The organism is Chryseobacterium rhizoplanae (genome assembly GCF_900182655.1).
GTDB classification, from domain to species: Bacteria; Bacteroidota; Bacteroidia; order Flavobacteriales; family Weeksellaceae; genus Chryseobacterium; species Chryseobacterium rhizoplanae.
On record NZ_FXTC01000001.1, the window covers coordinates 175,562 to 200,698 of the forward strand.

The window sequence follows — 25,137 nt, forward strand, 5'->3', positions numbered from 1 at the left end:
TAAAAAATAATTAGGGATTGTATTTTTAGCATTCAAAATTATATATTTGTAAATTAAGACTAGATAATAAATAAAGTATGAGAATATTAATCATAGGTGAAGGCGGTAGAGAATCTGCTTTAGCGGCAAAGCTTCAGAATGACTCAAGAATTTCTAAAATGTTTTTTGCCAACGGGAATGCTACTACCGATGTAATAGGGAAAAATGTTCATTTATCAGAAATCAAAGAACTTAGAGATTTCGCTATTAAAGAAAAGATTGATCTTACGATCGTAGGTCCGGAAGCTCCTCTTGTAGCGGGTATCAAGGACGAATTTAAAAAACACGATCTTAAAGTTTTCGGTCCAACTCAAAAGGTAGCAAGCCTTGAAGGAAGTAAAGCTTTCTCTAAGAAATTTATGCAGACCTATGATATCAAAACAGCTAAGGCGGTAGTATTTGATTCATACAATGATGCTAAAGAATATGTGCAGACACAGCAGTATCCTTTGGTAATTAAAGCCAGTGGTTTGGCAGGTGGAAAAGGGGTTGTTATTTGTGACAACATTGAAGAAGCTGAAGCTACCATCCACGACTTTATGATCAGAAGAATCTATGGAGATGCTGGTATCCGTTTAGTTATTGAAGAATTTTTACAAGGTTTTGAAGCGTCTATCATTGCTTTCTCTAATGGTGAAAAACTATTCCCATGCGTAGCGGCAAAAGACTATAAAAAAGCCGGAAACGGTGATACAGGACCTAATACAGGAGGTATGGGATCAGTAGCGCCAAGTCCGGAATTTACTCAGGAGCATTATGCGGATTTCGAGAAAAATATCTTAGAACCTACTGTTACAGGGCTTAAAGCTGAAGGTTTCGGATTCAAAGGAATCATTTTCTTCGGATTAATGGTTACGAAAAACGGAGCTTACCTTCTTGAATACAATATGAGATTCGGAGATCCTGAAACTCAGGTGTTAATGGCACTTATGGAAAACAATCTTTTAGATGTGATCCAGGACTGTATGGAAGGAAAAGACATTGAACTTAAATTTAAAGACGAAAAAGCTGTTTGTCTGGTAATGTGCTCAGGAGGTTATCCAAGAAACATCGAAACAGGTTTCGAAATTACAGGAGAAGATAAGCTGAAACATAGTAAACTTTTATATGCAGGAGCTGTCAGCAAAGGAGACAAAGTGGTTTCCAACGGTGGTAGAGTTCTGAACATTGTAGCTACAGGTGCTACTTTCGAAGATGCCCGCAAAAAGGTTTATGAAGACGCAAGTCATGTACATTTCGATTACGGTTTCTACAGAGACGACATCGGAAAGTTTTAATAAAAATCACGAGAAAAGATTTGGAGCTATTCCAAGTCTTTTTTTGTAAAGCAGTTAATAATTAGAAGTTAGAAGCTAGAGGTTAGAAATTAGTCGGCTTATGTATTGGGAAATAATTTCCAGGCCAAAAGCCATTAGCAAGAAGCCATTAGCTCTATCATTTATCAATCATCATTTATCAATTTCAACAATGAACAACGGTATTATTATTTTAGATTTCGGATCCCAGTACAACCAGCTTATCGGAAGAAGAATCCGTGAGATGGGAGTGTACTCTGAAATCTTACCTTACAATACACCATTACAAGATATTTTAGCAAAACAGCCAAAAGGAATCATCCTTTCCGGTGGACCAAGTTCTGTGAATGCAGAAAATGCCCACCTGGTTGAAAAAGAATTGTACGAGCAGGGAGTTCCTGTATTGGGAATCTGCTACGGAATGCAGATGACGGCTCACCTTTTAGGAGGAAAAGTAAACAAAGGAGAAAAAGGAGAGTATGGTAAAGCAAACCTTGAGATCGTTAAAGAAAGCTCTTTATTAAAAGGAGTTACTCAGAACTCTGTAGTTTGGATGAGCCACTTTGACGAAGTAGGAGAATTGCCTGCAGGTTTTGAATTAAATGCAAAATCAGGAGTAATTGCTTCTATCTCTAACGAAGAAAGTAAAATCTACTGTGTTCAGTTCCACCCGGAAGTATCTCATACGGAAGAAGGAGGAAAAATGCTTGAAAATTTCGTTTTCGGAATCTGTAACTCAGAGAAAAACTGGAAACTGACAAACTATATCGAGAAAACAGTTGAGGAAATCCGTGAGAAAGTAGGAGACAACAAAGTGATCCTTGGACTTTCAGGAGGAGTAGACTCTTCTGTGGCGGCTGTTTTGATCCATAAAGCAATCGGTGATCAGTTAACTTGTATCTTCGTAGATACGGGATTATTGAGAAAGGATGAAGGCAAAAAAGTAATGGATCAGTATGGAGAGCATTTCCATATGAACATTAAAATGGTGGATGCTCAGGAAAGATTCCTTTCAAAACTAGCTGGTGTTGACGATCCTGAAGCAAAAAGAAAAATCATCGGAAACGAATTTATCCATGTATTTGACGAAGAATCTCACAAAATTGAAGGCGCTAAATTCTTAGCTCAGGGAACTATTTACCCTGATGTTATCGAGAGCCAGTCTGTTAACGGACCATCTGCAGTGATCAAGTCTCACCACAATGTTGGAGGACTTCCTGAAGATATGGAATTCGAGTTGCTAGAACCACTAAGAGAGCTTTTCAAAGACGAAGTAAGAAGAGTAGGAGAAGAATTGGGAATTCCTCACCACATGGTATACAGACACCCTTTCCCAGGACCTGGATTAGGAATCAGAGTATTGGGAGCGGTAGATGCTGAAAAAGTAAGAATCCTTCAGGAAGCTGACGATATCTTCATCGAGGAATTATATAAAAATGACCTTTACGAAAAAGTATCTCAGGCATTCGTCGTACTTCTTCCGGTAAAATCTGTAGGAGTAATGGGAGATGAGAGAACTTACGAATATACTGCTGTAGTTCGTTCTGCCAACACCATCGACTTCATGACGGCAACTTGGAGCAGGCTTCCTTACGAGTTCTTAGATACTGTTTCCAGCAGAATTATCAACGAAGTAAGAGGAATCAACAGAGTAGCTTACGATATTTCAAGCAAACCACCTGCAACCATTGAGTGGGAATAATCTTTGACTTGAATTAATAATATAAATCCTGCCCGCTTTGGGTGGGATTTTTTTGTTAAAACTTTTTTAATGAAAAAATGATAAGTAATATATTCATGCTAATTAATAAACAATACACTAACTTGAAAAGTATATGCTTATGGAAAATAAGATAATTTACTATCATTGTGATCATTAAATAAAAGTAAATAAAACTTTTTGCTTCCTGAGTTTTTATTTCAGATACTGAAAACAAATTTAAATTATGGGAAACATTGATTGATGAGTCTGCGTAAAAAATTCTTAAAATAAAAATAATTGAGACACTTATGAGTAAGGTTACTGCGTATGGCTTCATCAGCTAATAAAAATTTAATATAATCATTACTCTCCGATAAAAAGTATAAATACATTGAGAATATCAATATTTACAGCATGAATTAACAGGCCGCTCCTCCGGAGCTATAATTTTAAAACAAATATGTCCTATTAACAGCTTAGCTCCCAGTGGAGCTGGATTTGATCCCGTTGGGATCTGCTGTTAGTAGAAAAAAAGAAGTTCCCAAAAATAAAGCTCCAGAGGAGCGGCCTGCTAATTATGCTTTAATTTAATCGGACAAGAATGATTTTTAATTTACATTGTAAAAGTAAAAATCTTCAGCGGAAAAAGCATTCAAGTTTTCCATAAAATCAAAATAAGCATTATAAATATCAGGATTTACAGACAGATATGGATTAGATAGAGTATTGACGATAATGTATTCTATATCATGAAATGAATGAAGAAGATTTTTTACTTGTAAAGCATATTGATTTTCTATAAAAATCAGAGGATAATTCAAACAGATATATCCGATGGTTTTATTTCCTAAGTACAGAGCCGTAATTTTTTCTGTATCCATTTCTATATTGATCTCATAATGAAATGAAAGTACCTCCATTACAGAGCTGAAATCAGAATGTTTCCAGTAATTATTTGAATGAACTGCTGTTCGTAAAGTTTCGGTAATATCCACTGTTAAATTTTATATAAATGGTTGGAAAGTACTTTTCTATAAGGATTTAAGTAAAATATTTTCACTAAATTTAAGTAAAATTACATCAAATGCAAATAGAAACAAGAAACCTGACCCTTCAGGATTATGATGAACTGGCGGAAACGATGAAAAGGGCCTACCCGCAAATGTCGGAATCCATTTGGTCCAAAAAAAGTATTGACAAGCTTACGAAAATGTTCCCCAATGGACAGATTTGTATTACGGTCGACGGTAAACTGGCTGCTGTAGCGCTTTCAATCATTGTCAATTATGATGAGTTTGGAGATGATCATACCTATAGTGATATTACAGGAAATTATACATTCAATACCCATACTTCCACGGGAAATGTTCTCTATGGAATTGAAGTTTTCGTAGATCCTGAATTTCGTGAGCTGCGTTTGGGAAGAAGACTATACGATGCCCGAAAAGAGCTTTGTGAATTATTAAATTTAAAATCTATTGTTCTGGGTGGTAGAATCCCCAATTATCACAAATACAGTCATGAGTTTTCTCCAAGAGAATATATCCGAAAAGTAAGAGATAAAGAGATCTATGATCCGGTATTGTCTTTCCAGCTTTCTAACAATTTTCTTCCGATAAGAATCCTGAAAAAATATCTTCCTGAAGATGAAGCTTCCAGAGAAAATGCGGTTCTTTTACAATGGAACAATATCTATTACAGCAGAAAACCAAATACCATGCAGGACAGCATTATCCGTCTTGGATTAGTGCAATGGCAGATGAGGCACTTCAAAGATATTGACGCTTTTTATGAACAGGTGGAATTTTTTGTGAATGTAATGGGAGATTATAAATCAGACTTTGTTCTTTTCCCCGAACTCTTTAACACTCCTTTGCTTGCTCCTTTCAACAATCTTTCCGAAAGGGACAGTATGATAGAGCTGGCAAAACTTACTGAGGAGATTAAAAATAAGATTTCAGAACTGGCAATCAGCTACAACGTAAATATTATTTCCGGAAGTATGCCTGTTTTTGAAAATAATGATCTATACAACGTCAGTTACCTTCTTCACCGTGACGGCCGCGTGGACGAATACCGGAAAATTCATATCACCCCGAACGAAAAGAGATATTACGGAATGAAAGGAGGAAATGAAATCAAAGTTTTTGATACCGACTGCGGAAAAATAGGTCTTGTGATCTGCTATGACGTAGAATTCCCGGAACTACCAAGGATTTTAGCTGATCAGGGCATGAAAATCCTGTTTGTCCCTTATCTGACAGATACCCAAAATGCCTACATGAGAGTACGTCACTGTGCTGCAGCCAGGGCTATAGAAAACGAATGCTATGTAGCGATTGCCGGTTGTGTGGGGAATCTTCCGAAGGTTAACAATATGGATATCCAGTTTGGGCAGGCTGCCGTATTTACCCCTTCAGATTTTGCCTTTCCGTCCAATGCGGTAAAAGGTGAAGCTACTCCCAACACAGAAATGACCCTGATTGTAGACGTAGACTTGAATTTATTGAAAGATCTTCATCATAACGGCTCTGTTCAGGTGATGAAAGACCGCAGGAAAGACCTGTATGAAACCTATCTTAAATAAAGATGAACTATCTCAAAAGGTAACTCAGATAGATTTTTATATCAATAGAAGCGGGCTTTAGCCCGCTTATTATGTATTTATCTGTAATAAAGGCTTTAGCCAAAGCTTATGGTCTCTTGCCGTTTGATATTGTTTAAAGTTGTAGCCATGCTATAAAAAAGACTGCCTGGAAAGACAGTCTCTTTTTATTTTACCTAAAATTTTCTTTGAGTGGCAGATTACATGTACTGAGGACATACTACAGCAGGGCAGATCAGTTTTGGACATCTTGGTCTACCGTCTGTAGGACAGCATTGGTTGGAACATCCGATAATGATTCCGTTTCCTGCAATCCCTTTTAATTGCTCTCTTGAAAGTTTGTTGTTACGTAAATTTTTCATGTTGTAATACTTTTGGTTTGTTTTATTTGTACGTTGTAAATATATTAATTTTTATGATAAATGAATGTTTTTGTAATTATTGATGTATTTATTTCTTTAAAACATTGATTATATGTTACAATTTTAATTCTTAGTCTCTGAACATTTGGCTTTAGAAATAACATCATCAATACCATTATTTCCCAACTGCTTGCTTTTTAAAAAACTTTTGCAGGCTTTTTCCTGCTGTCCTGCAGATAATAGAACTTCTCCTTGATAATAAAGAACAAGAGGATTATTTGGGTTGTACTCCAGTGCCTTTTCAAAATCCTGTAATGCTGCATCATTTTTTCTTAATAATGCATAGGCTGTCCCTCTGTGCTCATAACCCTTTTCTGATTTTTGTATACTTAATGAAACATTGAAGTCCTCAACCGCTTCTACATATTTGTCCATACGCATTTTGACATAGCCCCGGTTCAGATAGCCTCTGTAGTTATTGGGTTGTTTTTGTACAGAGATATCAGCATCCGCAAGAGCCTCACTATACATTCCCAGTTCAGCTTTGGCAGCTCCTCTTTCACCATACAGTCTATAATCATCAGGCATTCTTTCCAATGCAATGGTATAACTTTCTACCGCTTTGGCAAACTGGTTGGTTAGTGCATAATATTTACCATAAAAAGTATAAACCATCTTGTTTTTAGGGTCTAATTCAAGAACTTTATCAAAATCTGTTCTACATTTTTCAGCATCATATAAGTAGAGATAGGACATTCCTCTATACAGATAAGAATCAAGAATATTTTCCTTAGCACTGATCGCTTTATCAAAATAAAAAATAGCCTTTTTGAAATTTTGACTGTCGTACTCTTTGTGCGCCTGGTTGTAGCTTGATTGTCCTAAAACAATATGAAAAGCGAGAAGTGAGAATGATAGCAGTAAAGTTTTTTTCATAAGTATGGTATTATAGTTTCAACTTCCGAATTTAATAAAAAAATAGGAACAATTTTTGGAGTAAATTGCAACTACTATTATACACTATGTTTGATAAGCAGCAAAGAAAACTGAAAAGATCCGCAAGACTGATTTCCGTATTGAGTAAATATGGATTCAAAGATATGCTGGCAAGGATGAATGGAGGAAATAAGCAGGAAGAAATTCCCAGCTCAGACGAGATTATTTCAAAAGGAACCGTTTACGAAAGAATAAGACTGGCTCTTGAAGAGCTAGGGCCTACTTTTGTAAAATTGGGTCAGACATTCAGTAACAGAGAAGACTTATTACCGCCGGAATTAATTCAGGAGCTGCAGAAACTTCAGGACAAAGTGGAAACAGTAGATATGGACGTAGAAGAAGCGTTGGAAAGCGAATTCAATATTTCCGTAAAGGACTATTTCCGTGAAATCCAGAAACAACCTCTGGCTACAGCTTCTATAGCACAGGTGTATAAAGCAATTTTGCTGGATGGCAATCCCGTGATTTTAAAATTGAGAAAACCTGATGTACAGTCGGTTATTGAGGATGATTTATTGTTGATCAAAGATATTGAAAAGCTGATCTCTGCCTATTCTGAAATAGGAGAAAAACTGAATCTGAAACAAGCGATTTCTACCTTTGAAAAATCATTGCTTGAAGAGGTTTCTCTGACTAATGAAAGAAATAATATCCTGCAGTTCCGTCTGAACTTTAAGAATAATAAAGAAACCTATGTTCCTAAAGTCTACGAAGAATTTTCCAACAACAATATTCTTTGTATGGAATTTATCGATGGGATAAAGGTTACCGATAAATCAGTGCTGCTGGCAAATGATATTGACCCTGTAAAAGTTTCCGAAGCAGGATTAAGACTGTTTGTCTCACAGATTTTAGACTATGGATTCTTCCATGCAGATCCTCACGCTGGTAATATTTTAGTGAAAAAAGACGGTAAAATAGTCTTCATAGACTTTGGAGCTGTAGGAAAAATTCAACCTAATGATAAAGAAATTCTTGAAAACCTTATCGTAAGTTTTGTCGCCAAAAACTCCCATAAAATAGTCCGGTCACTCAAAAAAATGGCGATAAGCTATGAAATACCGGACGAAAGGAGGTTTGAAAATGATGTAGAAGATATTTTGAATTTTGTTCACAGCTCATCACTGCAGGATATTAATGTACAAGTGATCATCAACAAGATGAAGGATATTCTAAAGGATAACAGGCTTTATATGCCGGATTATTTCTATCTTTTATTCAAAGGAATCAGCTTGATAGAAGGTGTTGGAAGAAGCATTAACCCTGATCTGGATATCGTTAAAAGCCTTCATCCTTACACCAAAAAGATTTTCACCAAAAAAATAAATCCCAAGAACCTTTTAAAAACAGGGATGGATAGAATGATGAATTTCACGGATAATGTAGATGAAATCCCGAAAGAGCTCCGTTCTGTTCTTCAAAAACTGGATGAAAATAAATTCACCGTTTCCAGTGAAATCAAAAATATAGACAAAACCAACCAATTGATCAAATCCAGTGTGGTTAATCTGATTCTGGCCATGGTCTTAGGCGCAAATATCATTGCAACAGCCATCGTTTTTAGTTCAGAATCCGGTCCGAGAATAGGAGAGCTGTCGTTAGTAGCAGTCCTAGGTTTTGTATTTTCAATTATTCTGGTCCTGATACTTTTACTGAGAGTGACAAGAAAATGATAGGCGAATTAAAAATGAAACAATTCCAATAATTTTTCCATTCTGCACTATAACCCCGAATCCCGAATCTCGCAATCCGCAACCCCGCAACCCACATCTAAAAAACCAAAAATCCACCATGAAAACACTTATTATAACCACAATCACCTTATTCAGCTCATATGGTATGGCTCAGGAAACCAATGCAAAAAATATCCAGGGAGATTTTGACGGAAACGGAACCAAAGAATATGCCTATACAAAAGTCAGTGATTGTGGTGACGAATGTGAAGGAAAATGCGAAACAACGATTTACTTCAGTGATAAAAGCATAAAGCCTATTACGATTTCACCAGCCAATCAGGGAAGCCTGTATAATCTCGGAGATCTTAATGGCGACGGGAAAGAGGAGATCGGGTTTTATCCGAATTGGTGTACCAGCTGCTGGCATCCTTTTTATGTATATACTTTAAGTAAAACCGGCTGGAAGCCATTATTGCCATCTATTTCAACCCATTGCAACCAGTGGGAAGAAGATAAGTTTCCGATCAAAAAAGATCCCAAAAAGAAAGGATACGTTATCGTTACCTCCAGCAAATGGGAAGACGACGATATTAAAATTAAAAGCAGCAGTGTAAAGGTGAATTAGGAAATACTTTGTTGCTGGTTGGTTTTTTGTTACTGGTTTAATGTATTGTTATAAATGTTCCTTGGGTTAATTAAATATAATCAGTAAATCACTCTTAATTACGAGTTCCTGCAACCTGTTGCCTAATATCTGCAACCCCTAATTTTTAACTTGTAATTAAATACCTATCTTTGCAAAATGGAAAAACTCACTTTTGCAGATTTTGACCTGCCGGTTAAAATTCTTGATGTTTTAGCGGATTTGGAATTATTTGAACCTACACCCATTCAGGAGAAGAGCTTAAAACCTATTCTTTCAGGAAGAGATGTAATGGGAATTGCACAGACCGGAACCGGAAAAACATTGGCTTACCTTTTACCCGTTCTGAAAACATGGAAATACAGCAAGACAGGAAATCCAACTGTTTTGGTGCTTGTTCCTACAAGAGAATTGGTGGTACAGGTAACTGAAATCATTGAGAAACTGACAGAAAATATTACTGCAAGAGTAATCGGAATATACGGAGGAAAGAATATCAATACCCAAAAACTATTGTTTAACGATGGTTGCGATATTTTGGTAGGAACACCGGGAAGAGTGATGGATCTTTCCATAGACAATGCTATTTCTCTTAAAGAAGTTCAGAAATTAGTCATTGATGAATTTGATGAGATGCTTAACTTAGGTTTCAGGCCGCAGCTTACTCACATTTTTGAAATGATGAAACCAAAGAGACAGAACATCCTTTTCTCTGCAACCATGACGGAAGCGGTAGATGAAATGCTGGATGTGTACTTTGCAAGCCCGATTGAAATTTCATTGGCAAAATCCGGAACACCGCTTGAAAAAATTGAACAGACTGCTTATAAAGTAGAAAACTTCAATACCAAGATCAACTTACTTGAGTATTTGCTGAAGAACGAAACAGATATGTCTAAGGTATTGATTTTTAACAATAATAAAAGACATGCTGATCTGCTCTTTACTAAAATTGATGAGCTTTTCCCTGGACAGTTTGATGTGATTCACTCAAATAAATCTCAGAATTACAGACTTAAGGCGATGAAAAGCTTTGAGAATGAAGAGGTAAGAGGTTTGATTACCACGGATGTAATGGCAAGAGGTCTTGATATCTCAAATGTTACCCATGTTATCAACTTTGAAACACCGGATATTCCTGAGCAGTACATTCACAGAATCGGTAGAACAGGTAGAGCAGACAAAGAAGGAAAGGCGGTTACGTTTGTCACCAAAAAAGAAGAACCTTTGATTCTTGATATTGAGCTATTGATGGATAAAGAATTGAAATTTAATGAATTCCCGGAAGGCGTTAAAATCAATCCTAAGAAGATCGCAGCTGAAGAAGATCAGGTGGTGATGAAAAATCCTGCACAGGTAAAACTGAATGATGGAGGAGGAGCATTCCACGATAAGAAAGCTAAAAATACAAAAGAAAACTGGGGAGGTCCTTCCAAAAGAAAAGCACCTAAGAAGTTTGGAGCCAACAGAGCTCAACAGAAAGCAATATCAAAATCGAAAAGAAAGAAATAAAATAGAAAACGATTCCAGTATCAGGAATCGTTTTTTATTTTTAATCGAATTGAATGTTGTTGCTTTTTAAAATTTCTTTAAACTTATCTGCTTTGCCTTCATCTTTCATACTTTTGTAAATATATCCTATCATTTTTTCAGCATCAGATCGGTACGGTGATTTTTGCTCAGAATAAATTCTGTATGCTTTACAAATATTATCAAGACCTTTCTCATTATTCTTCAGATGGGTAAAGTAGACTTGTCCCATTCCATAATAAACTTCCGGATCACCTGGATATACTTTGTCAAAATCGTTGTATGCATCAATAGCTTTCTGATACTCCTTTTTATAAACGTACGTTATGGCTATATTCTGCAAAGGCATTTTACCTGTTGGATCAGCAGCCAGTGAGTGTTTATAAGCATTGAGAGCTTTATCATATTCTCCGACTCTTCTGTAACAGATTCCCAGATTGTCCCATGCATAAATAAATTTTGGATCAGCTTTTACAGCCTGTTCATAATTTTGAATAGCTTCTTTCCAGTTTTCCTGTTTGGATGCGTCAATGGCATTTTGATACAAATCAAGAGCAGTTTTATTTTTGGAGAACTTGTCATGATTGGTTTCTGAAGTTGTGGTAGCTCTTTTTACGCTTTCGCAGTTTTGCATCAGATAACGTTCAAGTTCATTATAGCTGTCTTTGTACTGCTGTGAATTTTTATTCGTATTAAAAGTCAGGTTAATCTCTTTTTTTTCATTTCCCTTAGATGCTTTTTCTGCTCCTTGCAAAAGAGTAGATATTTGAAGCGCTCCGGTGTATTTGTCAATACATTCATGAACATCTTTGATGATATCTTCCTTTTTTCTGTTTGATAGAGCAATAGAATCAGTACATTTACAAGCATTATCTGAAAGCTCCTGAAGAACTTTTTCATTAGGCTTCTCCTGAGAAAAAGAAAGAGAATACAATAAAACGGAAAATAGAATGGTTATTGTTTTTTTTATCATGGGTTGTAGTTTATTTCAGGTAAGGTGTGATCACTTTGGTCCAGATTTTATATCCCTCCGGCTTAAAATGAAGCATGTCTTCCACAAAAATATCTTTTCTTACATTTCCATTAGCATCTTCCATTGCTTTAGTCACATCAATGAATTCTGCATTGGGTTCCTTTTTCATAAATGCGGCGATCTTTTTGTTGGCAATTTTCATCTGCGGCCAGATCACTTCTCTGCTTGGCGAGTATTTGATAGAGATATAATCCACTTCAATATTGGGAAATCTTTCACGTATTTTTTTATAAAAAGCTTTATATCTGTCAACAACTACTTTTGCTTTTAGCTGATGATTGTCTGCAAAATCATTTTCACCACAGTAAATAATAATCTGTTTAGGCTGATAAGGCGCTAAAAGATCCTCCGAAAAATCATTAAGGTCTGTAAGTCTGGATCCTCCGAATCCTCTGTTAATGATTTTTTTATCAGGAAAATAATCTGCGATATCAGTCCATTTTGTGAATGATGAACTTCCCAGAAATAAAATAGCATCCTTTGGCGGCGGGTTTTGCTGATCCTTTTTTTTGAATTCCTGGATGTCCTGCCAGAACATCGGTTTTTTTTCCTGAGAAAAGGCAATAGCAAAATACAGCAATAGAAATGCTGATAGAATCTTCTTCATTATATTCAGTTTTAAATTTAGCTATAAAAGTAATAAAAAACTCCCGATTAGCGGGAGTTTTATGATTTATCTTTTGTAAGTAACATAAGTAACTTCAGGGATTTTGTCTCCATCCAGATCAAAATTTCCGAACTGTTGAGCTAGCCTAAGTTCTTTGTTTGTCAGGACATCTACTCTGTAGTTTGCCGATGCTTCTTCGTCACCAAGCTTGATTCCCAAAACTTTTGAGTCAGCATCATACGTATACCTTCCCTCACTTTTTTGATCCATTTGACAGTCAGCACCTGTTCCTGTAAATGCTGTATAACTCACGTAATAATCTGTTCTGAAGAAAAGAGTATTTTTAGCTGCACATCCGGTGTTTGGATAAGATTGAAGCACTGTTTTATTATCTTTTCCGGAAATTATTTCCCTTTTAACTTCCTTCCAATCTCCCTTCATGATATCCATTTCGTAAGCTTCAAGATTGTCATCTTTACAAGAAGTAAGCGCCAGGGCAGAAAAGGTAAATAAAAGTAGCTGTTTTTTCATTTTCACAAAATTTAAGAATATGCTAAAATATAAATAAATTTGAAATATCTATAATGAAATAATGATTTTTTAAACGAATGTTTGTAAATTGAATAATTTCGGTAGTGTAATCAGTATTTCAAGGGTATAAAGCCGTTAAACATAAAAATTGCTTTAAAAAGTTTATAACAGATTGGTTGATACTATGTAAAATCAAAAGAAGCGGGCCAAAACCCGCTTCCGTATAAATAAATTGCCACTCTTGCCTCAGCCAAAACTTAGAAGGTTCAGCATACTCTTAAACCTTAAATTTTGAACTCTGAATGATTAGTAGCTCATCTCTACAATCTTATAAGCATCCTGCGGAGTTAGCTTTTTATACTCACCGAGGCCTAGCCATTTTCTGTCTGTAAAGGCTTTTTCAACCTTTTCAGCAGTTCCTTTAAAGTCTTCTGTATACTCAGAAAGTTTCGTTTTGATGTGAAGACTGTGGAAGAATTCTTCCATTTTTCTGATACCCAGTTCTGCTTTTTCTTCTACACTTCCGTCTTTTATTCCCCAGACTCTTTCTGCATATTGTGCCAGTTTTCCTTTTTTATCATCAAAGTTATAACGGTAGTGGGATGGAGCGATAATAGCCAGCGTTCTTGCGTGATCAATACCGAAATAAGCCGTCAGCTCATGCCCCATAGCATGTACTGCCCAGTCTGTAATCACTCCTTTCTGGATCAGTCCGTTCAGAGCCATTGTACAGCACCACATAAAGTTTCCGGCGGCATCATAGTTGAAATCATCGGCCAATACTTTAGGAGCGGTTTCCTGAAGACTGATCAGGATGCTTTCTGCAATTCTTTCCTGAAGATCAGCAGAAGAAGGAGCCGTCATGTATTGTTCCAGCACGTGAGTGTAGGCATCTGTAATTCCGTTCACAATCTGGTTTTTTGGAATTGATCTGACTACTTCCGGATCCAAAACAGAAAACTGTGGGAAAAGTCCGGGTCCTCCTGAAGATAACTTCTCATTGGTTTCCCTTCTTGAAATAACATAGCCTGAATTCATTTCAGAACCGGTTGCTGGAAGCGTTAAAATACTTCCGAACGGCATTCCCTGTCCTTCAAAAGTTCTTACCGAATTTCTAAGGATATCCCATGGCTCACCATCATAATTAGCTGCTGCAGAGATAAATTTTGTTCCGTCAATTACAGATCCGCCACCAACAGCAAGAAGAAAAGTGATGTTTTTTTCTTTAATAAAGCTTAAGGCATTGATCAAGACCTCATATTCAGGATTGGCTGGAACTCCGCCAAATTCGTATACTTCATGATCTTTTAAAGCCTCTTTTACCTGATCGTAAACACCATTGTTTTTGATGCTTCCGCCTCCGTAAATCATTAATATCTTGGCGTCTTTAGGAATTTCTTTGGAAATTTTAGCAATTTCACCTTTCCCGAAAAGTATTTTTGTTGGATTTTTAAACTCGAAATTAAGCATTGTTCTAAATTTATTTTACCCAAATTTACGGAATGGAAAAGGAAAATTGAGTTAACGAAATTTTAAAATTGCTATTATTATATTTTATGAAAGCTATGGCTTTATGTAGCGTGTTAAACTTCAGATGAAAGATAGGCCTTAGCTTTTCTGATAAAACCTTCTTTATCCTTTTTAATCTCTTCCAGTAGTTTTTTCCGGTCATCGGGAATCGTGAGGTATTGGTCTCCCCAAAGATTGATTTCAACGATTACCGGAATAAGATCAATGCCTTTCTGAGTCAGGAAATAGAGAATTTTCAACTTGCTGTCCGGATGGTCTTTTTTATCAATAATTCCATTGTCCAGAAGATTTTGAAGTCTGGAAGCCAGAATGTTGGTAGCTATTTTTTCATCAGCCTTCAGAAAGTCTCCATAAGTACATTCCTTTTTCAGCATAAGGTCTCTTATGATGAGCAGGGACCATTTATCACCCCACATTTCCAGTGAACAGCTGATCGGACAGTCTGATCTTTTTTTGTTCATATTGTTAATTTTAAAATAATACTTGCGAAATGAAAGTGTTTGTTTTAATTTTGCTTTTGTTTTGCAAGTAAATTTAATCATAAAAAATTAATAAATCAAATGGATTATTATGACATTGCCGTAATCGGCTCAGGACCCGGCGGATATGTAGCTGCAATAAGAAGTGCACAGCTGGGGTATAAAACTGTAATTATAGAAAAGTATGATACGTTAGGAGGTACATGCACCAATGTAGGATGTATCCCAACTAAAGCTTTACTGGACAGTACCCATCATTATGCAGAGGCCCATCATCAATTCAGTGAACACGGAATAAAACTGGACAAGATTGAGCTTGATTTCCCGCAAATGTACAGGAGAAAAGCTGAGGTTGTCTCCAAAAATACCGGTGGCCTCGATTTTTTAATGAATAAAAATAAAATTACCCGCCTGAAAGGAACAGCAGGTTTTGTTAATAATTCTACGGTGAAAATTGTAAACGGATCTGAGACAAAAGAAATTACAGCACAGCATTATATTATCGCGACAGGATCAAAACCATCAAGTATTCCGGGAGTGGAAATTGATAAGAAGAGGATTATTACTTCTACGGAAGCATTGTCTTTACAGGAAAAACCGGAATCCATGGTGATTATTGGCGGTGGGGTAATTGGGGTAGAAATGGCTTCTATTTTTAACCGTATCGGAACAAAAGTCACCATTCTGGAATATGCTGATCATCTGATTGCCGCGATGGATCACGAACTGGGAAAAACTCTTCAGAAAATCCTGAAAAAAGAAGGAATTGATATCCGTCTTAGCCAGGCTGTTTATAGAACTGAGAATTCGGGCTCTGGAGCTAAAGTGTTTTTTAAAGATAAAAACGGGGCAGAAGGAGAGTTGGATGCTGACTATATTTTGGTTGCGGTAGGAAGAAGTCCTTATGTAAAAGGTCTCGGTCTTGAAAATACAGATGTACAGCTTGATGAGAGAGGATTTATTAAAGTGGATGAAAATAACCGGACATCAGCTTCCAATATCTATGCGATTGGCGATGTTATCGGTGGGGCAATGCTGGCTCATAAAGCGGAAGAAGAAGGTGTCTTTGTAGCAGAAACCATTAACGGGCAAAAACGCCACATTCATTATAACCGAATTCCTTCTGTGGTGTATACGTGGCCTGAAGTAGCTTCAGTAGGCTATACCGAAGAATATCTGAAAAAAAATAACATCGCTTACAACGTTGGAAAATTTCCGTTTTCTGCCAGCGCAAGGGCCCGGGCTTCAATGGATATGGAAGGTTTCGCAAAAGTCTTAGTAGATCCGAAATACGGAGAAGTGCTGGGAGTGCACATCATTGGGGCCAGGGCTGCAGATTTGATCGCTCAGGGTGTTATCGCTCAGGAATATGAAGTAACGGCTGAAGATATGTTCCGGATTTCCTATGCCCATCCAACGTATTCCGAAACTCTGAAGGAAGCTTACCTGATTGCATCCGGACAGGGAGCTATTAATATATAAGAAGTTAAACCATTAAGATTAATGAAGACAATAAGAATAATTAAGACCATCTGTGATGGAAAAATGAAGTACATCGCTAAAAAATAGCTTCAGCTATTTCCCTTAACTACTCTTATCAGCTTTAAAAATCTTAATGGTTTAAAATATGAGATTATCAATTTTATCGCAGATGAAATCCCTGCGCCTTAAACATGAAGTATATAAAGCTGTTTTGCGCCTTAGCGTTTTCCAAAAAAAATTACGAAGAAGTGCAGTTTTCATCCTTTGCATAGATTCCATTGCTTTTCGCTTCCAACTTCCCGGTTTTTCTGTTGATTTTAACCAAAAAAGACTCTTTCACAACCGGACAGCCCTTAGACTGCATCAGGTACATAGAGATATGGCGGTCCTCAATTTTATAAGCGCCGGTAAAACGGTTACTCGTATCCACTGAATACCCATATGTTTTTGCCAGCAGAATAGCTTCCGGAAGATTGTCCACAGTTCCGATAAAATCTCTTAACTGCTGTTCATTGGAAAAATAAACAGACCTTTCATTTTTGCATGCAAGGATATATGAAAAGCAGCTATTGCCCATGCATTTCTGGAAAAAACCTCTTTCCGGAACAGGCTCATTGATCGTCATAAAATCGGGAGCCTGGCTTTCATAGATTACTGCTTTTTCGTAATCGGTATCATTGCTGAGCACACGCCAGTAGGCATAGTCTTTATCAGGAACAATGAAAGGATAGAGATAATCTACCGTATCAAGAATATCAGGAATTTTTTTATAATCATCAGGAACCTTGATCTGGCCAAAAAGCAGATTGGAAAAGATCAGGGAAAAAGTGATGATGAGTTTCATAGAGAAAGTGTTTTCGTACAAATGTAAAGAGAATTATTCCAATACAATTTTATAATATCCTTTTTCATCAGTTACATCAATATCTATTCCTGTAAAAGTCAGTTTATTGATTTGATACCCATCACAAGCTCCTTTAAACTCCGATGACTGTATTGCAAAATCAAGGTTTTTAATATTAGAATAAAATTTATACTTTTTTGTTCCGTTATAGGCCCCTACATTTTCTACAATAACCTTGTTGTCTGATGTTTTGGTTAATTGTACATTAGCATTGTTTTCATCCTGAACCGAATAGGTGGTCAATGTTCCATTGGCAATAAGATTTTCATTATTGGAATTTACGAACTCAAAAATGATGGGTAACGGTGGATTGTAACAATCTTTTTCACAAGACATGAACAGAATTGCTATGAGTAAGAAAGTAAATATTTTTTTCATGGATTATGGATGTTGTACGAGTAAAATTAATGAAAATTATATTAAGCATGAATTTAAGTAGATTAGTTTATCAAATATTTTATGAAAGGTATGGCCGGATTATAAAGGAAGCGAAAACTAATCAAATTTTCTGAACGAAAATTAATATAAATTTCATTTTTATGACTGCATTTTTTGTCATTTGTCAACCCAACTCATTCCAAAATCACTTACATTTGTTATTATGATACACGACCAACGCGCAGAAAAATTCAGGCAGATCGTGGAAAATAAATTCCAGATCTACAATTCATTATTTATGAGCCTGCCCTATGATAAAATGACGAATATCGGAATGCTGCTTCCGTTTCTTTATGAGGAAAGCAGAACCGGCTATGAAGCAGGAAAAACCCCCGAAAATATCGTCGAAGAATTTTTTAAAAACCATACCGATCTTCAGACCGAGGAGCAGAAACTCGAACTGCTTTTTAAGATCATTCAGTATATAGAAAGACAGGTAGTTTTGTTTGACAGTATTGAAGATGCTGCTTTTCCCAATCTTCACTCTGAGAGTGACAGCGGGACCGTAACCAATCTCTTTGAACGTTCTTTTCAGGATCATAAAATTGAAAAAGTACGCGAAAAATTAAAAGATTTTAGTGTAAAAGTCGTGTTTACGGCGCATCCCACTCAGTTTTATCCAAGCTCAGTACAAAGGATTATCCAGGACTTAAGAGGAGCTATTACCAGTGATTCCATTACTCAGATTGATATGCTTCTGCAGCAGCTGGGAAAAACACCTTTTGTCAACAAAGAAAAGCCTACTCCTATAGATGAAGCTTTGAGTATCATTTCATACCTGAGATACGTATATTACGATACCATTGGCGAATTGTTTACGAAGATCAAAAAGACATTCGGAAACGGGCATTTTCATCTTCATGAAGATATTATCCAGCTTGGATTCTGGCCTGGAGGAGACAGGGATGGGAATCCGTTTGTAACAGCAGAGGTAACGAAAAGAGTAGCAGAAGAACTTCGTTCAGCCATTCTGAAGTCCTATTACAGCCATTTGAAATTCATCAGAAGAAGATTGAGTTTCAGAGGAGTTTCTGAAGTTTTAACCCAATTAAGTGAAGCGTTGTACGCTGCCATTTTTGATGGAAAAACTATTACAGCTGAAGATATTTTAAAGAAAGCTGCGGAAGCGGAAAAAATATTGGTCAATGAACATAACGCTCTGTTTTTAGATCTTCTGGCCAATTTCATAGATCGCGTGATGATCTTCGGGACTCACTTTGCAACGTTGGATATCCGCCAGGACAGCAGGATTCATCAGAAAGTGATTGATGAGGTTTTTGCAAAAGTATCCGGGAATGAAGATGCTGATTACGAACAAAAATTCAATACACTGATTCAGATTTCGGAAACGGTAAATGCCGAAGATTTTGAAGATATTGTAAAAGATACATTGTTAACCGTTTCACAGGTTACAGATATTCAGAATCTGAACGGGCTGAGAGGAATGAACCGTTATATCATTTCCAATTCCGATGCAGTGAAAGATGTGATGAATGTCTATGCATTCTTTAAGATTTGCGGGTACAAAGACGAAGATATCAATATGGATATCGTTCCGCTTTTTGAAACGATGGAAGGTCTTGCCAACGCAGAAAATGTGATGAATGAACTGTATCATAATCCTGTCTACAAAAAACATCTGGAAAAAAGAGGAAACCAGCAGACCATTATGCTTGGATTTTCTGATGGAACCAAAGATGGTGGATATTTAAAAGCCAACTGGGAAATTTATAAAGCAAAAGAAGAATTGACCAAGCTTTCCGAGCAGAACAATATCAAAGTTGTATTCTTCGATGGAAGAGGAGGACCGCCAGCCAGAGGAGGAGGAAAAACCCACGATTTCTACGCTTCTCAGGGAAAAACTATTGCCAATAATAAGATTGAACTTACCATTCAGGGGCAGACCATAACCAGTATTTTCGGAAATAAAGAACAGGCAAAATACAATTTCGAACAGCTTCTGACCGCAGGTGTGGAAAATGATGTATTCAAAAATGCCAAAAAAGAACTTACGGAAAAAGAAAGAGCCTTGATCATCGAATTGGCGGATATCAGCTATGGAAAATATTCAGATTTAAAGGCTCATCCAATGTTTGTTCCATACCTTCAGGAGATGAGTACCCTTGAATATTACGGAAAAACAAATATCGGAAGCCGTCCTTCAAAAAGAGGAAACGGAAGCGAATTGAAATTTGAAGATCTGAGAGCGATTCCGTTTGTAGGTTCATGGTCACAACTGAAACAGAATGTTCCAGGGTTCTTTGGTTTTGGATATGCCATGCAAAAGATGAAAGAACAGGGAAGATTTGAAGAAGTAAGAGAACTGTATAAGGGTTCGGATTTCTTTAAAACGTTAGTATTGAACTCCATGATGAGTATGAACAAATCCTATTTCCCACTAACTTATTATATTAAAAATAACCCTAAGTTTGGTGCATTCTGGAATGTTCTTTTTGAGGAATACGAACTTTCAAGAGATATTATGCTGGAACTGACCGGTTTCAAAATGCTTCAGGAAGAAGATCCTTTGTCAAGAAAATCTGTGAAGATCCGTGAAAAGATCGTACTTCCGTTATTGAGCATTCAACAATATGCATTGATGAAAATACAGAAAGGAGAGGGCAATAAAGAAGCTTATGAAAAGCTGGTAACACGTTCTTTATTCGGGAATATTAATGCGAGTAGAAATTCAGCGTAAGTTATTTTAAATAAATATTTTGTATACATTGTACAATGGTATATCAATAGAAACGGGCTTAAGCCCGTTTTTTTATTATCAACAATCCATGAGCTTTAGCTCAAACTTATATTTTAAGTTATAAGATCATTTATCTCCCGCAGATTATCCGGACCAAGCAGATAGCTGAATTAAATCTGTTGAGCCTGTATAAACTGCGGGAAAATAAAAATTATTCCTTTAAGAATTTCTCATAGTAAACTTTATCCTTCATCTGAATTTTCAGATAATAAGTTCCTTTTGCAAAATCCTCCACTTGTATAGATTTCTGATGACTGCTTTTTCGGATCAGCCTTCCCAGATTGTCATAGATTTCTAAGGATTGAACTTCTTGTTCCGATGCTATATTCAGAATGTTTTTAGCAGGATTCGGGAATAGAGAAAACTTTTCCTTTTTTACCATTTCAGAAGTGTTGAGAACCATATTGTACAGACTTCCGAAGTTGAGAATACCATATCCAATCTGATCTGAATGGCCGGGATAAAGCGAAGCTGTTTGTCTTAGTTTTGTTCTCATCTGCTCCCTGTTCATCGTTGGAAATGCCTGGATAAGACATGCCACACCTCCGGCAGCAATAGGAGTTGCAATGGATGTTCCGTTCACAACTGTAGTCGCATTGTCATACACTGTAGTGGTAGCAGTTCCTTGAGTACTTCCATCAGGTTTTACGACTCCAAGAGAGTTCGGTCCGAAAGAAGAAAATCCGGAGGCATTCCCGGCCGAATCTACAGATCCGATGGAGAATACTTTAGCATTGTCAGACGGTGTCATCAGATAATGCCATGGCTGCAGCCCGGAATTTCCGGCAGCAGCAAGAACAAAGATTCCTTTTTCAGCAGCAATACCTGCTCCACGGGCAATGAAAGAAGTACTTCCGTTCATATCTGCATAGGTGTAATTGTAACGGCTCTCATCAAAAACATTGTATCCCAGTGATGAGGTGATGATTTCTACCCCTTTTCTGTCTGCTTCCTCAGCAGCTTCAATCCAGTATAGCTCTTCTTCAGGAACTTCTACATTGGCATTTTCACTCCTGTAGAGATAGAAATCAGCATCAGGAGCCGCGCCGACAAATATGTTTTCAATATATCCGCCGATAGCACCTAACACAACAGAACCATGCGGACTGAGTGCTGTATTGTAAATGTTTCCGGTTTTAGTGACAAAATCATAGGCCGCTTTTATATGATTACCGCTCCATAATCTGGAAAAAGCAGTTCCCGTATTCACTGTTGGGAATCCGGCATCAATGACTGCTATAGAAATTCCTGTTCCGGTATAACCCGCCAGGTGAAGAGGGCGGATATTGACCTGATCAATTTGGCCGGCACCGGAACCATAATTAAAGGTGGTGAGTATTTTATTGAGACTTGCATCATCTTTCCATTTAGCGGGTGCAGTTTTTACAGTGGTTGAGCTGTTTCTGGCAAAACTTTCAACAGATAAAACAAAAGACTGAGCCTGCAGCAGTGTTTTCTGGGCAGGAGTAGCATTCACTGCCGCTCCGTTAAGCCATTTTGAATAATCGGTAACGGTAAATCCTAAATTTTGAAGATTCTGAAGGTAAGACTGTTCAATAGGCGCATCCTGATCGTTAAGAGGAATTCCCAGCATCGTACGTCTGCTGAGCGATTTCTGACTGAGTTCAGAAAGAGGATTTGCATAAAATGCAGCTTTATTGGGCTTATCTGTAAAGAAAACAAAAACAAGTTCTGTTTGGGCAGATACATGAAGATAACCCGTTAGGAAACAAAAGAGTAAAAGTTTTTTCATAACATTATTTTGTATAAAGATAAAAACAAAATCAATAAAATTTTTGATAGGATATTAAATTCCTTATTTTTACAGAAATATTTATTATATGAAAAAAATTCAGATGGTTGACTTGCAAAGTCAGTATTACAAAATAAAGAATGATGTAGACAATGCTGTTTTGAATGTAATGGACTCTGCAGCGTTTATTAACGGACCTGAAGTAAAGTCTTTCCAGAATGAATTGGAGTCTTATTTAGAAGTAAAACATGTGATTCCATGTGCCAATGGTACAGATGCATTACAGATTGCCTTAATGGCCCTGGATCTGAAAGAAGGAGATGAGATCATTACCGCTGATTTTACTTTTGCTGCAACGGTAGAAGTAATTCACCTGCTTAAGCTAAAATCTGTATTGGTAGATGTAGATTATGATACATTCACCATTTCTACAGAACAGATTAAAAAAGCCATTACGCCAAGAACAAAAGCGATTATTCCGGTACACATTTTCGGACAGTGTGCGAATATGGAAGAAATTTTGAAAATTGCTGAAGAGCACAATCTATATGTTATTGAAGACAATGCTCAGGCAATTGGTTCAGAATATACATTCTCTGACGGAACTGTAAAACAGGCAGGAACAATGTCTACAGTAGGGACAACTTCTTTCTTCCCTTCAAAAAACCTTGGATGCTACGGAGATGGTGGCGCGATTTTTACCAACAACGATGAATTAGCACACCGTTTAAGAGGGATTGTAAACCACGGAATGTACGAAAGATACTATCATGATGAGGTAGGAGTAAACTCCCGTCTGGACAGTATTCAGGCTGCAGTTTTAAGAAAAAAACTTCCTCACCTTGATTCTTACAACGAAGCAAGAAAAAGAGCCGCAGATTTTTATGATGAAGCATTTGAAGCAAACCCGAATATCCTGACTCCCAAAAGAGCTGAAAATTCTACTCACGTATTCCACCAGTATACTTTAAGAATCCTGAATGGAAAGCGTAATGAACTTCAGAAGTTTTTAACGGAAAAAGAAATCCCTGCAATGATCTATTATCCGGTAGCCTTAAGAAAGCAGAAAGCATACTTCCAGGAAAGTAATGATGCAGACTTTGTGAATACAGATAAGCTGTTGGATCAGGTAATTTCTTTACCAATGCATACAGAATTAGATGAAGAGCAACTGAAGTATATTACAGATGCTGTTCTTGAGTTTATGGGATAAAAACAACTATGACGGAATTTTTTTTAAAAGGAAGGAAATATAAATTCTTTTTAGGGTTTCATCTTTTTATCGTAGGATTATATTCAATCTATGTAATAAATACATTGAATTCCTATAATTCCTCATCTTACTCAGAATACTATAAAGAGAGTATTTTTGAAAATATTTTGAAATACTCTTTTTACATTATTGTAAATTTAATTTCAGGAGGGATTATTTATTTTAAAATTAAGTATACAAAGATTATTCTCAATTTTATTGCAGTAATGATCTTTATTTTAGTTTGTTATGCGGAATATACCCTCATTAAAACTTATATCAATAATTCATATTACAACTTTGTAATTGCTTTTAATACAATAGTTATAGGTTTTATTATTTTTTATCTTCTTTATCTGAACAATATCGATAAAGAGGTAAAGAAAAACGAAATAGAAAATATAGGAAAACACAAAGATTAAAAAATAAAAATGGCAATACTTGTTACGGGAGGACTTGGATATATTGGTTCTCATACGGTGGTAGAACTTATCAATAGCGGCTTTGAAGTAGTTATTGTAGACGATTTGTCCAATACGGAAAGGTTTATTTTAAAAAATATAGAAGAAATTACAGGTAAAAAGCCGGCTTTTTATCCATTTGATCTAAGAAGGAAAGAACTTCTTACTCAGGTTTTTGATGCCCATCAGATTGATGGCTGTATCAATTTTGCCGCTTCTAAAGCAGTAGGAGAGAGCCAGATAAAACCTGTGGACTATTATGAGAATAATTTATTCTCACTGATAAATATTCTTCAGGAATTTAAAGCAAGAGAAATTTCCAACTTTATTTTCAGTTCATCCTGTACAGTATACGGGCAGGCAGATGTAATGCCGATTGATGAAAATACTCCATTAAAAGTACCGGAAAGTGTGTATGGGAAAACAAAACAAATGGGCGAACAGATCCTGATTGATTTTGCAAATGCCTATCAACGTAAAATTTCGTTATTGAGATATTTCAACCCAATCGGAGCTCATCCTTCTGCAAAACTTGGAGAACTGCCGATAGGAGTTCCTAATAATCTTGTACCTTATGTGATGCAGACCGCTTCAGGAGTACGCGAGAAACTGAATGTTTGGGGAGATGATTATGCTACAGAGGACGGGACAGCCGTTCGTGATTATATTTATGTTGTTGACCTGGCGAAAGCACACGTTGCAGCATTAAAAAAACTTATGGAAGACTCTTCACCTGAAGCTGTGATTGATACCTACAACTTAGGAACAGGAAAAGGCTCATCTGTGCTGGAAGTAGTAAAAGCGTTTGAAAAGGCCAATAATGTAGAGGTGCCGTATCAGATCTGTGCCAGAAGAGAAGGAGATATTACTATTGCGTATGCCAATGCTGAAAAGGCCGAAAAAGAGCTCAACTGGAAGTCTGAAACCTCTCTGGAAGAAGCTTTAAGAACGGTTTGGGAATGGCAGAAATATTTGAATACAAGGAATGTATAGTTTCAATGGTTATGAAATTTTCCTGACCATATGAAGAACAATTAAAGAACGAATTATATAAACAAATT

The 25,137-nt window shown here is 36.6% G+C and carries 21 protein-coding genes; 10 read left to right on the forward strand and 11 right to left on the reverse strand.

Features of this window, described 5'->3' with window-relative positions:
- Nucleotides 1-77 precede the first annotated feature (77 nt).
- Nucleotides 78-1,316: a phosphoribosylamine--glycine ligase gene (gene purD, locus FN817_RS00780; RefSeq protein WP_142716287.1), complete on the forward strand. Its 1,239-nt coding sequence runs from the start codon at nt 78-80 to the stop codon at nt 1,314-1,316.
- A gap of 190 nt (nt 1,317-1,506) precedes the next feature.
- Nucleotides 1,507-3,036, forward strand: a complete 1,530-nt coding sequence (gene guaA, locus FN817_RS00785; RefSeq protein WP_142717031.1) for a glutamine-hydrolyzing GMP synthase — start codon at nt 1,507-1,509, stop codon at nt 3,034-3,036.
- Nucleotides 3,037-3,644: 608 nt separating this feature from the next.
- Here guaA and FN817_RS00790 read toward each other — a convergent pair.
- Nucleotides 3,645-4,031, reverse strand: coding sequence for a hypothetical protein (locus FN817_RS00790; protein ID WP_142716288.1), 387 nt, complete (start codon nt 4,029-4,031; stop codon nt 3,645-3,647).
- Between the two features lie 89 nt (nt 4,032-4,120).
- On the opposite strand from FN817_RS00790, the gene FN817_RS00795 reads away from it, so the two are divergent.
- A complete protein-coding gene (locus tag FN817_RS00795; RefSeq protein ID WP_142716289.1) occupies nt 4,121-5,623 on the forward strand; it encodes a carbon-nitrogen hydrolase family protein in 1,503 nt (500 codons plus the stop codon).
- Between the two features lie 218 nt (nt 5,624-5,841).
- On the opposite strand, the gene FN817_RS22990 is transcribed toward FN817_RS00795, so the two are convergent.
- Both FN817_RS22990 and FN817_RS00800 read right to left on the reverse strand, forming a co-directional pair.
- Nucleotides 5,842-6,003, reverse strand: coding sequence for a hypothetical protein (locus tag FN817_RS22990; protein ID WP_167498792.1), 162 nt, complete (start codon nt 6,001-6,003; stop codon nt 5,842-5,844).
- 123 nt (nt 6,004-6,126) lie between these two features.
- Nucleotides 6,127-6,939, reverse strand: a complete 813-nt coding sequence (locus FN817_RS00800; RefSeq protein WP_142716290.1) for a tetratricopeptide repeat protein — start codon at nt 6,937-6,939, stop codon at nt 6,127-6,129.
- A gap of 86 nt (nt 6,940-7,025) precedes the next feature.
- On the opposite strand from FN817_RS00800, the gene FN817_RS00805 reads away from it, so the two are divergent.
- The 3 genes from FN817_RS00805 to FN817_RS00815 all read left to right on the forward strand — a co-directional run bounded on the left by FN817_RS00805 (nt 7,026) and on the right by FN817_RS00815 (nt 10,830).
- On the forward strand, nt 7,026-8,672 hold the full coding sequence (locus FN817_RS00805) for an ABC1 kinase family protein (RefSeq protein ID WP_142716291.1): 1,647 nt from the start codon (nt 7,026-7,028) through the stop codon (nt 8,670-8,672).
- A 118-nt stretch (nt 8,673-8,790) separates the two neighbouring features.
- Nucleotides 8,791-9,300, forward strand: coding sequence for a hypothetical protein (locus FN817_RS00810; protein WP_228451431.1), 510 nt, complete (start codon nt 8,791-8,793; stop codon nt 9,298-9,300).
- A gap of 177 nt (nt 9,301-9,477) precedes the next feature.
- A complete protein-coding gene (locus FN817_RS00815) occupies nt 9,478-10,830 on the forward strand; it encodes a DEAD/DEAH box helicase (protein WP_142716292.1) in 1,353 nt (450 codons plus the stop codon).
- A 40-nt stretch (nt 10,831-10,870) separates the two neighbouring features.
- On the opposite strand, the gene FN817_RS00820 is transcribed toward FN817_RS00815, so the two are convergent.
- From FN817_RS00820 to FN817_RS00840, 5 genes are all read right to left on the reverse strand, one after another.
- Entirely contained in the window at nt 10,871-11,821 is a 951-nt protein-coding gene (locus tag FN817_RS00820; protein WP_142716293.1) for a tetratricopeptide repeat protein, read from the reverse strand.
- Nucleotides 11,822-11,831: 10 nt separating this feature from the next.
- On the reverse strand, nt 11,832-12,488 hold the full coding sequence (locus tag FN817_RS00825; protein ID WP_142716294.1) for a GDSL-type esterase/lipase family protein: 657 nt from the start codon (nt 12,486-12,488) through the stop codon (nt 11,832-11,834).
- Between the two features lie 66 nt (nt 12,489-12,554).
- Complete coding sequence (locus FN817_RS00830; RefSeq protein ID WP_142716295.1) at nt 12,555-13,019, reverse strand: lipocalin-like domain-containing protein; 465 nt, start codon at nt 13,017-13,019, stop codon at nt 12,555-12,557.
- Nucleotides 13,020-13,325: 306 nt separating this feature from the next.
- A complete protein-coding gene (locus FN817_RS00835; RefSeq protein WP_142716296.1) occupies nt 13,326-14,489 on the reverse strand; it encodes an iron-containing alcohol dehydrogenase in 1,164 nt (387 codons plus the stop codon).
- A gap of 113 nt (nt 14,490-14,602) precedes the next feature.
- A complete protein-coding gene (locus FN817_RS00840; protein ID WP_142716297.1) occupies nt 14,603-15,010 on the reverse strand; it encodes a winged helix-turn-helix transcriptional regulator in 408 nt (135 codons plus the stop codon).
- Nucleotides 15,011-15,109: 99 nt separating this feature from the next.
- On the opposite strand from FN817_RS00840, the gene lpdA reads away from it, so the two are divergent.
- Nucleotides 15,110-16,510 carry a dihydrolipoyl dehydrogenase gene (lpdA, locus tag FN817_RS00845; RefSeq protein WP_142716298.1) on the forward strand — a complete coding sequence of 467 codons (1,401 nt, stop codon included), beginning with the start codon at nt 15,110-15,112 and terminating at the stop codon, nt 16,508-16,510.
- 238 nt (nt 16,511-16,748) lie between these two features.
- Here lpdA and FN817_RS00850 read toward each other — a convergent pair whose 3' ends face one another.
- Nucleotides 16,749-17,354: a hypothetical protein gene (locus FN817_RS00850; protein ID WP_142716299.1), complete on the reverse strand. Its 606-nt coding sequence runs from the start codon at nt 17,352-17,354 to the stop codon at nt 16,749-16,751.
- 33 nt (nt 17,355-17,387) lie between these two features.
- On the reverse strand, nt 17,388-17,792 hold the full coding sequence (locus FN817_RS00855; protein ID WP_142716300.1) for a hypothetical protein: 405 nt from the start codon (nt 17,790-17,792) through the stop codon (nt 17,388-17,390).
- A gap of 223 nt (nt 17,793-18,015) precedes the next feature.
- Between FN817_RS00855 and FN817_RS00860 the strand changes: the two genes are divergently transcribed.
- Complete coding sequence (locus FN817_RS00860; protein WP_142716301.1) at nt 18,016-20,550, forward strand: phosphoenolpyruvate carboxylase; 2,535 nt, start codon at nt 18,016-18,018, stop codon at nt 20,548-20,550.
- A gap of 211 nt (nt 20,551-20,761) precedes the next feature.
- Here FN817_RS00860 and FN817_RS00865 read toward each other — a convergent pair whose 3' ends face one another.
- Complete coding sequence (locus FN817_RS00865; protein WP_142716302.1) at nt 20,762-22,363, reverse strand: S8/S53 family peptidase; 1,602 nt, start codon at nt 22,361-22,363, stop codon at nt 20,762-20,764.
- 88 nt (nt 22,364-22,451) lie between these two features.
- Between FN817_RS00865 and FN817_RS00870 the strand changes: the two genes are divergently transcribed.
- Both FN817_RS00870 and galE read left to right on the forward strand, forming a co-directional pair.
- Nucleotides 22,452-23,576: a DegT/DnrJ/EryC1/StrS family aminotransferase gene (locus FN817_RS00870; RefSeq protein WP_142716303.1), complete on the forward strand. Its 1,125-nt coding sequence runs from the start codon at nt 22,452-22,454 to the stop codon at nt 23,574-23,576.
- A gap of 470 nt (nt 23,577-24,046) precedes the next feature.
- Nucleotides 24,047-25,069: a UDP-glucose 4-epimerase GalE gene (gene galE, locus FN817_RS00875; RefSeq protein WP_142716304.1), complete on the forward strand. Its 1,023-nt coding sequence runs from the start codon at nt 24,047-24,049 to the stop codon at nt 25,067-25,069.
- Nucleotides 25,070-25,137 lie beyond the last annotated feature (68 nt).

Bases quoted from the DNA above. Each gene is read 5' to 3' on its own strand.
- FN817_RS00855 (WP_142716300.1), bottom strand. From the start codon at position 17,792: ATGAAAAAAATATTTACTTTCTTACTCATAGCAATTCTGTTCATGTCT.
- FN817_RS00865 (WP_142716302.1), bottom strand. From the start codon at position 22,363: ATGAAAAAACTTTTACTCTTTTGTTTCCTAACGGGTTATCTTCATGTA.
- FN817_RS00840 (WP_142716297.1), bottom strand. From the start codon at position 15,010: ATGAACAAAAAAAGATCAGACTGTCCGATCAGCTGTTCACTGGAAATG.
- FN817_RS00800 (WP_142716290.1), bottom strand. From the start codon at position 6,939: ATGAAAAAAACTTTACTGCTATCATTCTCACTTCTCGCTTTTCATATT.
- FN817_RS00860 (WP_142716301.1), top strand. From the start codon at position 18,016: ATGATACACGACCAACGCGCAGAAAAATTCAGGCAGATCGTGGAAAAT.
- FN817_RS00795 (WP_142716289.1), top strand. From the start codon at position 4,121: ATGCAAATAGAAACAAGAAACCTGACCCTTCAGGATTATGATGAACTG.
- FN817_RS00810 (WP_228451431.1), top strand. From the start codon at position 8,791: ATGAAAACACTTATTATAACCACAATCACCTTATTCAGCTCATATGGT.
- FN817_RS00820 (WP_142716293.1), bottom strand. From the start codon at position 11,821: ATGATAAAAAAAACAATAACCATTCTATTTTCCGTTTTATTGTATTCT.
- FN817_RS00850 (WP_142716299.1), bottom strand. From the start codon at position 17,354: ATGAAACTCATCATCACTTTTTCCCTGATCTTTTCCAATCTGCTTTTT.
- FN817_RS00835 (WP_142716296.1), bottom strand. From the start codon at position 14,489: ATGCTTAATTTCGAGTTTAAAAATCCAACAAAAATACTTTTCGGGAAA.
- FN817_RS00825 (WP_142716294.1), bottom strand. From the start codon at position 12,488: ATGAAGAAGATTCTATCAGCATTTCTATTGCTGTATTTTGCTATTGCC.
- FN817_RS00805 (WP_142716291.1), top strand. From the start codon at position 7,026: ATGTTTGATAAGCAGCAAAGAAAACTGAAAAGATCCGCAAGACTGATT.
- lpdA (WP_142716298.1), top strand. From the start codon at position 15,110: ATGGATTATTATGACATTGCCGTAATCGGCTCAGGACCCGGCGGATAT.
- FN817_RS00815 (WP_142716292.1), top strand. From the start codon at position 9,478: ATGGAAAAACTCACTTTTGCAGATTTTGACCTGCCGGTTAAAATTCTT.
- FN817_RS00870 (WP_142716303.1), top strand. From the start codon at position 22,452: ATGAAAAAAATTCAGATGGTTGACTTGCAAAGTCAGTATTACAAAATA.
- galE (WP_142716304.1), top strand. From the start codon at position 24,047: ATGGCAATACTTGTTACGGGAGGACTTGGATATATTGGTTCTCATACG.
- FN817_RS22990 (WP_167498792.1), bottom strand. From the start codon at position 6,003: ATGAAAAATTTACGTAACAACAAACTTTCAAGAGAGCAATTAAAAGGG.
- guaA (WP_142717031.1), top strand. From the start codon at position 1,507: ATGAACAACGGTATTATTATTTTAGATTTCGGATCCCAGTACAACCAG.
- FN817_RS00830 (WP_142716295.1), bottom strand. From the start codon at position 13,019: ATGAAAAAACAGCTACTTTTATTTACCTTTTCTGCCCTGGCGCTTACT.
- purD (WP_142716287.1), top strand. From the start codon at position 78: ATGAGAATATTAATCATAGGTGAAGGCGGTAGAGAATCTGCTTTAGCG.